General features: G+C 67.3%; 12 protein-coding genes. 6 read left to right on the forward strand and 6 right to left on the reverse strand.

Going from position 1 to position 12,430, the window contains the following annotated elements; genetic code table 11:
* Positions 1–165 precede the first annotated feature (165 nt).
* Both galE and BJ997_RS13245 read right to left on the reverse strand, forming a co-directional pair.
* Positions 166–1,176 carry a UDP-glucose 4-epimerase GalE gene (galE, locus tag BJ997_RS13240; RefSeq protein ID WP_052542626.1) on the reverse strand — a complete coding sequence of 337 codons (1,011 nt, stop codon included), beginning with the start codon at positions 1,174–1,176 and terminating at the stop codon, positions 166–168.
* 180 nt (positions 1,177–1,356) lie between these two features.
* Positions 1,357–1,518, reverse strand: coding sequence for a hypothetical protein (locus tag BJ997_RS13245; protein WP_160175917.1), 162 nt, complete (start codon positions 1,516–1,518; stop codon positions 1,357–1,359).
* A gap of 105 nt (positions 1,519–1,623) precedes the next feature.
* On the opposite strand from BJ997_RS13245, the gene BJ997_RS13250 reads away from it, so the two are divergent.
* Positions 1,624–2,589, forward strand: a complete 966-nt coding sequence (locus BJ997_RS13250; protein WP_035839411.1) for a GlxA family transcriptional regulator — start codon at positions 1,624–1,626, stop codon at positions 2,587–2,589.
* A gap of 203 nt (positions 2,590–2,792) precedes the next feature.
* Here the strand turns inward: BJ997_RS13250 and manA are convergent, their stop codons facing one another.
* The gene (gene manA / locus BJ997_RS13255; protein ID WP_035839408.1) at positions 2,793–4,142 is read right to left on the reverse strand and encodes a mannose-6-phosphate isomerase, class I; all 1,350 of its coding nucleotides are present in this window, start codon (positions 4,140–4,142) and stop codon (positions 2,793–2,795) included.
* A 121-nt stretch (positions 4,143–4,263) separates the two neighbouring features.
* On the opposite strand from manA, the gene BJ997_RS13260 reads away from it, so the two are divergent.
* From BJ997_RS13260 to BJ997_RS13280, 5 genes are all read left to right on the forward strand, one after another.
* Positions 4,264–5,442 (forward strand): acyl-CoA dehydrogenase family protein, encoded by a 1,179-nt coding sequence (locus tag BJ997_RS13260; RefSeq protein WP_035839405.1) that lies wholly within the window; start codon positions 4,264–4,266, stop codon positions 5,440–5,442.
* A 92-nt stretch (positions 5,443–5,534) separates the two neighbouring features.
* A complete protein-coding gene (locus tag BJ997_RS13265) occupies positions 5,535–7,025 on the forward strand; it encodes a phytoene desaturase family protein (RefSeq protein ID WP_183323521.1) in 1,491 nt (496 codons plus the stop codon).
* A 13-nt stretch (positions 7,026–7,038) separates the two neighbouring features.
* Positions 7,039–7,473 (forward strand): SRPBCC family protein, encoded by a 435-nt coding sequence (locus BJ997_RS13270; protein WP_035838529.1) that lies wholly within the window; start codon positions 7,039–7,041, stop codon positions 7,471–7,473.
* Between the two features lie 35 nt (positions 7,474–7,508).
* Positions 7,509–8,813, forward strand: coding sequence for an O-antigen ligase family protein (locus tag BJ997_RS13275; RefSeq protein WP_052542540.1), 1,305 nt, complete (start codon positions 7,509–7,511; stop codon positions 8,811–8,813).
* 12 nt (positions 8,814–8,825) lie between these two features.
* Entirely contained in the window at positions 8,826–10,121 is a 1,296-nt protein-coding gene (locus tag BJ997_RS13280; protein WP_035838530.1) for an O-antigen ligase family protein, read from the forward strand.
* A gap of 76 nt (positions 10,122–10,197) precedes the next feature.
* Here the strand turns inward: BJ997_RS13280 and BJ997_RS13285 are convergent, their stop codons facing one another.
* From BJ997_RS13285 to BJ997_RS13295, 3 genes are all read right to left on the reverse strand, one after another.
* Complete coding sequence (locus tag BJ997_RS13285; protein ID WP_035838531.1) at positions 10,198–10,992, reverse strand: hypothetical protein; 795 nt, start codon at positions 10,990–10,992, stop codon at positions 10,198–10,200.
* Positions 10,993–11,508: 516 nt separating this feature from the next.
* Positions 11,509–11,673, reverse strand: a complete 165-nt coding sequence (locus tag BJ997_RS13290) for a hypothetical protein (RefSeq protein WP_160175905.1) — start codon at positions 11,671–11,673, stop codon at positions 11,509–11,511.
* Positions 11,674–11,725: 52 nt separating this feature from the next.
* Positions 11,726–12,142: a hypothetical protein gene (locus BJ997_RS13295; RefSeq protein WP_152602308.1), complete on the reverse strand. Its 417-nt coding sequence runs from the start codon at positions 12,140–12,142 to the stop codon at positions 11,726–11,728.
* Positions 12,143–12,430: the final 288 nt, after the last annotated feature.

A 12,430-nucleotide genomic window follows, 5' to 3' on the forward strand; every position in this document is an offset into this window, starting at 1 on the left:
GCGCGTCACCCCCTAATTACACCCGTGTAATTCGCTTTCGTCAAGTCGCGGATAGTAAACCCTCAATAGTCTCTAGAGAGTTGCGACGCGCCCAACGAATCAAAGTCGGCTATTTGGGGGGTATTGCGCAGAATTACGCACCGTCGGCCCGCACTCTGCGCGGATTCAGCCCAGACGAATGAAATCGCCACGGTCGGGTGCGGCCGCCTCGGCGGCTCCCCCTGCCTGTGATGCTGCCCAGGCGCTACGCACCATGTCGTCGAGGGTGTGCCGCATTTTCCAGTCCAGGTCACGGGCGGCGAGCGCGCCGGACGCCACGATGCGGTCGGGATCCCCGGCGCGCCGCGGCCCCAGCTCCGGCACGAAGTCGATCCCCGTCACGGTCGCGACCGTCGCCATGATCTCGCCCACCGACACCCCGTCGCCACTGCCGAGGTTGTAGACAGGCTCGATGCTCTCACCGGCTCCGAGACGCCCGGCTGCCGCCACATGGGATGCGGCCAGGTCGGCCACGTGAATGTAATCCCGCACGCAGGTTCCGTCCGCGGTCCGGTAGTCGGTGCCATTGATGCGCGGGGTGCGCCCGGCTGCGAGCGCGGCGAATACCAGGGGAAAGAGGTTGTGCGGGCTCGTGTCGCGCAGGTCGAGCGCCCCCGAACCCACCACGTTGAAGTAGCGCAGAGACGTGTGCTTCAGGCCTGTCGCGATGCCTTGGTCGCGCAACAGCCATTCGCCGATGAGCTTGGACTCGCCGTAGGGCGATTCCGGACTCTTCGCGGTGGCCTCGGTCACCAGGTCGGTGTGCGGAGTGCCGTAGACCGCGGCGCTCGAAGAGAAAACTATCTTGTCGACACCGGCGCTCTCCATGGCAGCGAGGAGTGTCGCCGTGGCTGTCACGTTCTGCTCGTACGTGTGCAGGGGGCGCTGCACGGACACACCGGCGTACTTGAAGCCCGCCACGTGCACCACACCATCGATCTGGTGGTCGGCGAACAGGTTCAGCAACAGTTCGCCATTGAGCACGTCGCCGCGCACGAAAGGAACGTCCGCGGGCACGAACTCCGCGTGGCCGCTCGACAGATCGTCGAGAACGACCACCTTGATGCCTTCGGCCAGGAATGCGCGCACAACGTGTGAGCCGATGTATCCTGCGCCACCGGTGACCAACCAAGCCATGTGTCTTCCCTCGCCGTGCGTCGTCGTACCGTGTCGGTGCTGCGCTGAGCCCGCTGCGCCCGTTCAGACTATCGGCCCGCTCCACGAAAGCTGGCTGCGGGGTCGCACCGACACCTCCAGGCAACGAACCACCCACCCTCGCGGCACGGACCAGGGCGGAGGGGATGCGGGTGCGACGATTCAGCGGATGCGCGGCGCGGCGTCGGGCATCCGCTCTGCGCGGCGGTTGCGGCTGGCGATCTCGGGGCGACCGTAACCGTCGGTGGCGAGTCGAACGACCGTGGCGAGTAGTGCCCAGAGCGCCAGGGCTGCGAGCGTGAGGAAAACAAGTGTTGTGGTCATGGCAGAAACTCTACGTATTGTGATTTACTGCCACGAGTAGCAGTATTGCCAGTAATCATCACATTTCTGCCACTCTTGACACCCCTCATTCGCCACAGGAGAGAGATGCTCCACAAAGTCGTCTGCGTGGCCCTGCCGGGCCTCGCTCCCTTTGAATTCGGCGTGATCTGCGAGGTGTTCGGTATCGACCGCACGGACCAGGGCGGCCCCACCTTCGACTTTCACGTGGTCGCCGAGACGCCCGGGCCTATCCGCACGAAGATCGGTTTCGACGTCGTCGTGCACGACGATCTTTCCGCCGCGGCCGACGCCGACCTGATCGCCATCCCCGGCTACGAAGCCGGCACCGAGGTTTCGCAGGCCGTGCTCCAGCTGATCCGCGACGCGGAGGCCCGCGGCGCCTGGGTGCTGAGCGTCTGCAGCGGCGCCTTCGCCCTCGCGGCGGCGGGCATTCTCAACGGCCGACGCAGCACCACGCATTGGATGTACACGGATGCTCTCGCAGCGAGCTACCCACGAACAACCGTCGACCCCGATGTGCTCTTCGTCGACGACCGACGGGTGGTCACCGGGGCCGGCACGGCTGCCGGCATCGACGCGGCATTGCACATCGTTCGCAAGGAGCACGGGGCGGCCGCCGCGAACATCATCGCCCGTCGTATGGTCGTGCCCCCGCAGCGCGGCGGCGGCCAGTCCCAGTACATCGACGCACCGGTCACCGAGAGCCAGAGCGACTCCTTCGCTGCCATCACCGAGTGGATGCTGCGCCACCTCGACGAGAGCCTCACCGTCGACCAGCTCGCGCACCGCTCCCTGATGTCACCGCGCACTTTCGCGCGGCGGTTTCGTGCCGACATCGGCGCCACTCCAGCCGCGTGGCTGAACCGCCAACGCCTGATGCGCGCGCAAGAGCTGCTCGAGCAGACCTCGAACACTATCGAGCAGATCGCCGGGGACACCGGCTTCGGCGGCGCGGCCGTGATGCGGCACCACTTCGTGAAGGTGCTGCAGACCACCCCGGCCGCCTACCGCCGCGCGTTCGGCACCCGGCGCGCGCCGCAGCATCCGTAGCTCCTGAAGAGCCCCTCACCTGGTCTCGATCGCTCGTGCCTCGCGCCTCGACCGGCGGGCACCCCGTTGGTCGAGGCGCGACGAAGGAGCGATCGAGACCCCGCTGGCCACCCCGGCGGGCACCCCGCTGGTCGAGGCGCGACGAAGGAGCGATCGAGACCCCGCTGGCCAAAGCTCAAACGCGGGATCGCCTCTGAAGAGGGTCAGGCGCCGGTCGTGGCCAGAAACACCTCGCCGGCACCCGCGAACGTGAGCGTGCCCTCGTCGGGCGTCACGTACACCGACTGCCCGCGCTTGAGTGAAACGGATGCCCCGGCGCCCGCCACGAGAAACCCACCGGCCGTGCAAATAGCGATTCCAGGGCCCGTGAGCGTGAACTGGCGCATCGGAACCGAAGCACTGACGGTGCCCGCGCCGACGACCGGCGTGGAAGCCGACGCCTCGATGTGCACGAGCTGAAAGTCCGGCACGTCGGGACTGAACACCGACACTCCAGGGGATTCCACGATCGGCACCAGGTACGGCGGTGGTACGGGAGTGAAGTCGAGCACCGCGAGCAGCTCATCGATGTCGATGTGCTTCGGGGTGAGGCCGCCGCGCAGCACGTTGTCCGAGGCCGCCATCACCTCCACGCCGAGCCCGGAGAGGTAGGCGTGGATGTTGCCGGCCGGTAGATAGAGCGCCTCGCCGCGCTTGAGCGACACCCGGTTCACGAGCAGCGCGATCACAATGCCGGGGTCGCCCGGATAGTCTCGTGCAAGCAATTGCACCGTGGCCAGCTCACGCGCGAACGTGATCACCGCGCCGCCCTCGGCGAGGAACACAGCGTAGTCGGCGAGCGCCACGACACGTTCCACGAGCCATTTCACCTCGCCAGAATCGCCGCCGCGCCCGTCGCGCAGCAGCCAGTCCACTGTTTCGCGCACGGCATCGGGGCCCACCAGCCGCGCCTCCAGCGCGTCGAGGGCGCCGGGCTGCGGGTCGTCGGTGGCGGTGTCGAGGGCGCGCAGCTCCTCGATGATGCGCCGCACCTCGCCGAGGTCGCGGAAACCGCTGAGAGCCTCGAAGGTCTCGCTCAGCGCGAAGATCACTTCAGGTTTGTGGAACGGGTCGCGGTAGTTGCGGTTGCCGGCGCCCACGGGCACATCGGAGGAGTTCTCGAGTTCGAACCCGGCGAGCGCGCGCTCCGGCGTGGGGTGTGCCTGCAGCGACAGCGGCCGATCGGCGGCGAGGATCTTGAGCAGGAACGGAAGTCGCGGAGAGCCAACGGTCTCCCCCGCGCGTCCGGCAACCGGCGCGGATCCGCCGACCTTCTGCCCACCCACCAGGGCGGCACCGAGGGCCGTCTCGGGCGCCGCGGCGATCCACTCGGCGAGGTTTGTGGCGCCGCCGACCTGCTCGGGGTTCTCGATCACCGAGGGGGAGCCGGCGTGTGCGCCGAGCCAGAGTTCGGCCTCGGCAGAACCCGACGCCGCGTGACCCAGCAGGTCGGCGATCGCGGTGGCCGATCCCCAGGCGTAATCCCGAGGTGTATTGGTGATGCCCACAAACATGGCTGACTCTTTCCCTCGGCGTTTAGACCAAACTACCAACCGGCTTGGGTACGGTTGGCCCCCTACCTAGGCTGGCAGATACCCTGCGATTCCGCAGGCACCCCTTGCGAAGGAGCAAGCAATGACCTTTGAGCACCTCACGAGCGACTTCTACGGCTACCAGAATCTGCTGACCGACCGGGAAAAGAATGCGCTCACCGAGTTACGCGAGTACCTCGACGCCGAGGTGCGACCGATCGTGAACGGATGCTGGGAGCGCGCGGAATTCCCGCACCAGGTCATCAAGCCGCTCGCGAAGCTCGGCATGTACTCATACTCCTGGCCGGAGACCGCGCCGTTTACGAACTCGGCTGTGTTCCGCGGATTCGTGGCGCTCGAGCTGTCGCGAGTGGACGCATCCGTCGCCACCTTCGCCGGCGTGCAGAACGGACTCGTGGCCGGCAGCATCTCGGCCTGCGGGTCGGCAGAGCAGCGCGCCGAGTGGCTGCCGAAGATCGCCTCTGGTGACGTGGTGGGCGCCTTCGGCCTCACCGAGCCCCTCTCGGGCAGCGACGCGGCCCGAGGCCTGCAGACCACGGCCCGCCGCGACGGCGACACCTGGGTGCTCAACGGCGCCAAGCGCTGGATCGGTAACGGCACGTTCAGCGACATCACCATCATCTGGGCGCGCGACGTGGCCGACGAGCAGGTGAAGGGCTTCATCGTGCCCACCGACACCGAGGGGTACACGGCCACGAAGATCGAGGGCAAGATCAGCCTGCGCACCGTGCAGAACGCCGACATCGTGCTCGAAAACGTGGTCGTGCCCGAAACCCTGCGACTGCAGGAGGCCAACTCATTCAAGGACACCGCCAAGGTGTTGCGCCTCACCCGCGCCGAGGTCTCCTGGTCTGCCGTGGGCAACGCCGTGGGCGCCTACGACGCGGCCGTGGCGTATTCCAAGACGCGGATGCAATTCGGCAAGCCGATCGGCGGCCACCAGATGGTGCAGGACCTGCTCGTGAAAAGCCTCGGAAACATCACCGCGAGCCTCGGCATGGTGGTGCGGGTGTCGCAGATGCTCGACGAGGGCACCCAGCGCGACGAGCACTCCGCCCTCGCCAAGACGTATACCACCAGCCGCATGCGCGAGAGCGTGGCCTGGTGCCGCGAACTGTTCGGTGGGAACGGCATCGTACTGGAGTACGACGTGGCGCGTCATTTCGCCGACGCGGAGGCCATCTACTCCTACGAGGGCACCCAGGAGATGAATACTCTCATCGTGGGCCGCTCGATCACCGGCCAGGCCGCCTTCATCTGACCCGGCCGGTAAAGGCCGGGCTCACGAGGTCTCCACCGGCGATTGTGCGGCCGGCTTGCAGCAGCGGATGCGAAGGCGCTACCGTCTCGGGTATGGCAACACGTGGGCAGGCGCACCCGGTGAACGACGCAGACCTCGACGCTATCGTCGTCGGCTCCGGCCCCAACGGGCTGGCCGCCGCCGTCACCCTGGCCAGGGCCGGGCTCAGCGTGCGCGTGTACGAGAAGAACTCCCTCATCGGCGGCGGCGCGAGCACGGCCGAGCTCACCCTGCCGGGGTTCCGGCACGACGTCGGCTCCGCCGTGCACCCGATGGCCCTCGCCTCGGAATTCTTCCAGCGCTTCGGCCTGAAGGAGCGGATCGACCTGGTCGTGCCCGACATCTCCTACGGGCATCCGCTGCCGAACGGGGAGGCCGCCATCGCCTACCGCGATCTCGAGCGCACCGCGGCGGGTCTCGGCGTGGACGGGCTGGAGTGGCTGCGGCTGTTCCGTCCCCTGGTTCGCCACGTGGACGAGGTGTCGGCGCTCATCGGCAACCAGTTGCTGCGGGTGCCGCGGCATCCGCTTACCGTGGGCCGGTTCGGCCTGCGCGTTCTCGAGCAGGGCACCCCGTTCTGGAACCTGCGCTTTCGCGAGCAGAACGCGCCCGCCCTGCTCACCGGCGCGTACGCGCACGCCATCCGCTCCCTGCCGAGCCTGTCCACGGCCGGTGCCGGGCTCGTGCTCGCCACGCACGCGCATGTGCGAGGCTGGCCCATCCCGATCGGCGGCAGCAGCGCCATCGTGGGCGCGCTCGTGGACGACCTGCTCGCGCACGGCGGCGAGATATACCCCGACACGCATATTCGGCGTCTGAGCGACCTGCCGAAGGCCCGAATCGTGCTGCTCGACGTGACCCCTCGCGCCCTGATCGAGCTCGCCGATGGTGCCCTGCCCACGGCGTACGCCAGAAGCCTCGCCCGGTTTCGTTACGGCAACGGCGTGGCCAAGGTTGATTTCGCCCTCTCCGGCCCTGTGCCGTGGAGCGCGGAGTCACTGCGACACGCTCCCACCGTGCACGTGGGCGGCACGCGGGCGCAGATCGCCCGGGCCGAGAACAGTGTGGCGCGCGGCAAGCACGCCGCCGAGCCGTACGTACTCGTCTCACAGCCGAGCATCGTCGACCCCACGCGTGCGCCGGCCGGCCAGCACGCCCTCTGGGCGTACACGCACGTTCCGCGCGGCTCCGACAACGACCAGACCGAGCCCATCACCCGGCAGATCGAGCGCTACGCGCCGGGCTTCCGCGACGTGATCCTCGCGTCGGCCAGCCGCACCGCGCGCGACATGGCCGCCTACAACCCGAACCACATCGGCGGCGACATCGCGGCCGGAGACGTGTCGATGCCCCAGCTGATCGCCCGCCCCGTGCTCTCGACCAACCCGTGGCGCACGCCGCTGCCGGGCGTGTACCTCTGCTCCTCATCCACGCCGCCGGGCCCCGGCGTGCACGGCCTGGCGGGCTACCGCGCCGCGCTCAGCGCCCTCCGCCATGAGTACGACATTCGCGAACCCCCCGAGCTTTCCCCCACCCGCAGCTGAGAAGGGCACTCCCGTGGCCGTCAACTACCGCTTTGTCGCCTGCACCCCCGACGACGTGTTCGCCGTGCTCGCCAACGGCTGGCTCTACCCGAGCTGGGTGGTGGGCGCCTCCCGCATGCGCGGCGTCGACGAGGCGTGGCCAGCCCCCGGCAGCGCCCTGCACCATTCGGTGGGCGTCTGGCCCCTGCTGATCGACGACTCCACCTCCATTCTGGAGTGGGATCCGCCCCGGCATGCCCTGCTGAAGGCCCGCGGCTGGCCGCTTGGCGAGGCCACCGTGGCCGTCGATGTGCAGCAACGCGACAACGGATGCGTCATCCGCCTCCTCGAGGTGGGCACCGCCGGTCCCGCGCGGCTGGTGCCGCGCCTGATCACCGACCCTGCCCTGCGCATCCGCAATGTGGAGACCCTGCAGCGCCTCGCCTACCTCGCCGAGGGCCGCGCCTGACAGCCGCGCCCGCACGGCCCGGTAACGTTAGGGTCATGTCCGCCGTCCGCAGCCGTTTTGTCGTTCGCACCTTCGCGACGTTTGTGCTGTTCACGGTGCTCGCCGGCCAGTTCTGGCGCAATCTGGGCGGATGGTGGGGGTTCGGAGCCGTTGCGGCCCTCGTTGTCGTAGGCAGTGCGGTCGCACTCATCATGGAGAAGCCTGACTGGAAGTGGCGCCGGTTCCCCAAGGCGCTGATCCTGTTCATGCTTCTCGCCACACTGTCCATCCTGTGGTCGTTCTATCCGGGGGCGAGCGCTCTCGGCATCACCCTGCAGTGGGGCACGACCCTGGCCGCCCTGTTCGTGGCGCTCGTGCTCAGCTGGGCGGAGCTGCTGCGCACGCTTTCCGCGGCGCTGCGCCTCGTCCTCGGCCTCTCTCTGCTCTTCGAGCTGTACGTGAGCGTTGTCGTGGGCCACGCCGTGCTGCCGTTCTTCGTGCACTACGACCTCGAGAAGATCCCTCTCGCGTTCTACTGGTCGCGCGGTCTGCTGCTTGACGGCGGGCCCATCGAGGGCATCGTCGCCAACCGCAACCTGCTCGGTTTTCTCGCCCTGATCGCCGTGATCGTCTTCGCCGTGCAACTCGCGGCGAAGACAGTGCGCCGCGGCTGGGGCATGTTCTGGCTGGTCGTGGCGGCAGCGACGCTTCTGCTCACCCGCTCCGCCACCGTCACGCTGTCGGCGATCGTGGTGCTCGTGGCGCTCGGGTTCGCGCTCTGGGCCCGAAGCGTGCACCACCAGGCCAGGCGGCCGGTGTACCTGACGGCCGCGGCATCCGTTGTGGTGGCCGTCGGTGGCCTGGTGGCGTTCTTCCCCCTGCTGCTGCAGGCGTTCGGCAAGAGCGACGACCTCACCGGCCGCTTCGACATTTGGGCGAGCGTCTCAGAGCTGGCCAGCCAGCGTCCCGCGTTCGGCTGGGGCTGGGTGAGCTACTGGGTGCCATGGGTGGAACCGTTCAACGACCTCGCCGTGCGCAGGGGCGTCACCTACCTGCAGGCGCACAACGCGTGGCTCGACGTGTGGCTGCAACTCGGCATCGTGGGCCTCGTGCTGTTCATCGCGCTGGTGTCAGCCACCCTGTGGCGGTCGTGGTTTCTTGCGATCGACCGCCCGCGGCTGGGCGTGGCCGACACGGCGCCGTATGCGGCATCCGCTCTCCTGCCCCTACTGATCATGGTGGCGCTGCTCGCGCAGAGCCTCGCCGAGAGTCGGCTGCTCGTGGAGTACGGCTGGCTGCTGCTCGTGGCGATGGCGGTCATGACGAAGCGGCAGCAGGGTACGCCCTCGCCCATGCCGTAACTTGGTAAGTCCATGATTCCCCGCGACACTCCCCCCGTGCTCCCTGAGGCGATCAAGCGCGTGCTGGCGTCGCCGAAGTTCGCCGCGTCGATCACCCTCGTGATTCTTGCCGTGGCGTTCGGCACGCACCTGCTGCGCAGCATGATGGGCTGGGCCGGGCTGCTGGGCGTCGTGGTGGGGCTGGTACTTCTGGCCACGCTCTCGCTCATCGCCCGTCGCCCGATCGTGGAGTGGCACGGGCTGCTGCCCATTTCGATCATTATTTTCGTGGGCTGGTGCGCGCTCTCCATGGTGTGGAGCGACTACACCACGGTCACGCTCGCTGGGGTGGCCTACCAGGTGGCGTTCGGGTTTCTGGCCATCTATGTGGCGCTCGTGCGGGACACGTTCCAGGTGGTGCGGGCCACTGGCGACGTGCTGCGGGTGCTGCTCGGGCTCTCGATCGCCCTCGAGGTGCTCTCGGGCATTCTGCTCGACCTGCCCATCGCGTTTCTGAAGATCTCCGGAAGCATCGCCGAGCTCGGGCCCATCCAGGGCGTGTTCGGCAGCCGCAACGTGCTCGGCCTCGTCGCCCTCATCGCCGTGATCACGTTCGCGGTGGAGCTGCGGGCCCGGTCGATTCCCCGCGGCCGCGGCATCGCCTCGCTCTGGCTCGCCGTCGTGTGTCTGCTGTTCACGCGCTCCCCCGTGATCGTGGTCACTGGCCTCGTGGTGCTCGTGGCGGCCTACGCCCTCACGCTGCTGCGCCGCACCCCGGTGGCCACACGCTGGCGCCTACAGCTCGCCCTGCTGGGGCTCTCGCTCGTGACCCTCGTGGCCGCCTGGTTCGGCCGCGGCACCCTCATCACGCAGCTCAACGCCGGCAGCGAGTTCGAGGTGCGCTACACGCTGTGGACCGAGATGTGGCGGCTCACCCAGCTGCACCCGCTGGAAGGCTGGGGTTGGGCGGGCATCTGGCCCACCAGCGCCACGCCGTACGGTTGGCTCGACTTCACCACCGGCACGACGCAGACCTCAGGCCTGAACGCCTTCCTCGACGTGTACTTCCAGGTGGGACTCATCGGCTTCCTGGCCTTCGTGGTGCTGCTGGCGCTCGCGTTCGTGCGCTCCTGGCTGCTCGCCTCCAACAAGCGCTCCCTCGTGTACATGTGGCCCGCGCTCATACTCGTGGTGCTGCTCGTCACCAGCGCCGCCGAGAGCACCATCCTCGTGGAGTTCGGCTGGCTACTGCTCTGCATCTGCTCGGTGAAGGCCGCGCAGGGCCTGAGCTGGCGCAGTGCGCTCGCCTACAAGCCCGGCGCGCCCTGAGCCCTCTCAGGCCCGGCAGCCCATACCGCGGCGGGCACGCTCACGCGGACTCCGTGTCCGTTGACCAGGACCCACCCTACGCAGGGAAGCGGGCGACGGCGCGGGCGGCCATGTCACGGAGTTGTGCGCGCACCTCGTCCTCGCTACCGATCGCCACCTTTTCGGCACTGAACTCCACCCAGTTGCCCTCGATCACGGCATCCAGCGTGCAGAACCCGGAGTAGACGTGGCATCCGAAGGTTGCTCGCGAAACTCCAGCAATATCGGCAACCTCCTGAACTGCATCGCCGGCGGTCATCAAAACCGCGGATCGGTCGAAGGCCCACTCGCCACCGGGAAGAGCGGTGATGTAGAGGGGCCACGTTTGGCCTGTGCTTTCCGGCACCCACATGCACCGTTCTACCCCGACGCTCGTCCACGCCGCATTCTCGATTCCCCACCCGTCGCCATCGTTATCACCGCCGATGATGATTTCGCCGGTTGCGCCAAAAAGGGCCCTAAATTCTTCCGCCGTCGCATAAACCGTGCAGTCAGCGGGAAGCGCACCTGTCGTAGCGGGCGCAGTCCACGCCGGTGTGGGCGACGGAGCATCCGTGATCTTCCTGACGATGTCGGAAATGAGCGGGGAAACGTGTTCGGCAACTGCTTGATTGCTCAGGCTCGCATCAACATTGATGCCCTGCGCGGCAATGGCAATCCAGGCGCCATTGGCGAACACATCCACCGAGCACGCCGATTCGGTGCCGCGACCCAGGCAGGCAACAGCGGAGGCGTCCCCATAGGCAGCATCGGTCCCTGACACGACCTCTGGGTTGCTTTCCTCGTAGATCGCCCACTGGCTGAAGCTGTCAGGCAGAACCTGAACGCTCACGGAGCTATCGCCAACGCTGCCCAAACAGGAGACGCCCCCGAACTGAGTCACGGCATACCCCAGTGGTGTCGCAGAAGTCCGATTCGTCATCAACTCGGTCGTCACCATACCTGCGCTAATGGCGCTTGCGACCAAGTCAGTCGGAAGCACATGGTCGCACGTTAGCCCGATCCGAGATGTGGGAGCCGAGGGCGAGGCGGCGGACCCGGTAGCACTCGTTGGGGTGGGTGCAACACCCGTTGGAACGGCCGCAGGCGCGGATGCGCACGCAGCCAATAAGGCGGCTACCGCAGCCACGACTAGAAGCGTCAGGCCTCGCGGGTATTTTCCCCAAACAGCGCTGCTGCGGTGCCGCGCCACGTTGGGTCCCAAATTTTTACCGTTCATTTTCTCTTCCCCCCAGAGTTACTACATAACCTGTGCCACGGGGCGCACGCGTTTCGGCCTAAGCACGTCACGGCACATCGCTTCACAGCGGCAAATAAATATCCTGCGATACCGGGCCCGGGATTCCGACTAGCCGTTGCCGAAAATCAGCACGGTCGCGACGAGAGCCACGACCACGAGAACAAAGGCCAGTCCGCCCACGATGATGCCCACCCGCAACTTGCGGCGCCGGGCCTCGTCCGTGGAGCGTGCCGGGTCGGCGGCACCCCTGTTCCTGTCAATTCCAGCGGTCATGCCGACTCCTCACGTCACCTTCAAGGGTAAACGACTCCCGCAACGGATGGCACTACTGGCTGCCCCAGAGGTTAGCTACAACGTTCTCGGTGTAATTCGCGGGAGCAAAGTTCACGTATTTGGTGGCAAGCCAGAGGCTGTCTCGCAGGAAATGCGATTCGCCCCAGATATCCCCGTCGTTCGAACCGGACATCACGCATCGCAGCCCGGCGAGTTCGCCGTAGCAATTGGCGCCCACGGCCCGCAGCCGAGCTTCAATGGTCACGCTGACCTCGGGTGAAACGGATGCGACATCGGTTGACAGCCCGACCCCGGACCCGCCGTTGGCCGAAGCCCAATCACATTCCAGAGGCTCAGCGGCGGCCATCACGCCCTGCAACTCCTGATCGTCGGTGCCCGCCAGCTGGCCGTCGCCAGCCCCCCTCGACCATTCCGGGTTCAAAACCAACTCGCCGAAGACCGGAAGCATCGCCGGGTCGTAAAGTGCACTGCAGCCCATCGGCATCTGGACGGCTTCCTCGGCTGCCGCCGTTTGGCTGGCACTCGGCGTAGACGACGGCACCGCTGCGGCCGACGCGGTCGGCGTCGAACTCGCTGAGGGCGAGACCCCTGATTCTCCCGCCCTGGCTAGCATCTGAGCCGCGACAACGGCAACTACTAGTGATACGGCGGCTCCCGCGAGCCACCAGCGGAGACCCTTGTTTCTCCCCGAAGGCGGCACACTACCCACGCCCCTGGCTGAATTCCCTGCGCTCAT

It is taken from the genome of Cryobacterium roopkundense, from assembly GCF_014200405.1.
GTDB lineage: Bacteria > Actinomycetota > Actinomycetes > Actinomycetales > Microbacteriaceae > Cryobacterium > Cryobacterium roopkundense.

Coding starts and splice junctions, on each gene's coding strand:
- BJ997_RS13280 (WP_035838530.1), top strand. CDS start 8,826: ATGATTCCCCGCGACACTCCCCCCGTGCTCCCTGAGGCGATCAAGCGC.
- BJ997_RS13295 (WP_152602308.1), bottom strand. CDS start 12,142: ATGCTTCCGGTCTTCGGCGAGTTGGTTTTGAACCCGGAATGGTCGAGG.
- BJ997_RS13275 (WP_052542540.1), top strand. CDS start 7,509: ATGTCCGCCGTCCGCAGCCGTTTTGTCGTTCGCACCTTCGCGACGTTT.
- BJ997_RS13290 (WP_160175905.1), bottom strand. CDS start 11,673: ATGACCGCTGGAATTGACAGGAACAGGGGTGCCGCCGACCCGGCACGC.
- BJ997_RS13260 (WP_035839405.1), top strand. CDS start 4,264: ATGACCTTTGAGCACCTCACGAGCGACTTCTACGGCTACCAGAATCTG.
- BJ997_RS13265 (WP_183323521.1), top strand. CDS start 5,535: ATGGCAACACGTGGGCAGGCGCACCCGGTGAACGACGCAGACCTCGAC.
- BJ997_RS13245 (WP_160175917.1), bottom strand. CDS start 1,518: ATGACCACAACACTTGTTTTCCTCACGCTCGCAGCCCTGGCGCTCTGG.
- BJ997_RS13250 (WP_035839411.1), top strand. CDS start 1,624: ATGCTCCACAAAGTCGTCTGCGTGGCCCTGCCGGGCCTCGCTCCCTTT.
- manA (WP_035839408.1), bottom strand. CDS start 4,142: ATGTTTGTGGGCATCACCAATACACCTCGGGATTACGCCTGGGGATCG.
- galE (WP_052542626.1), bottom strand. CDS start 1,176: ATGGCTTGGTTGGTCACCGGTGGCGCAGGATACATCGGCTCACACGTT.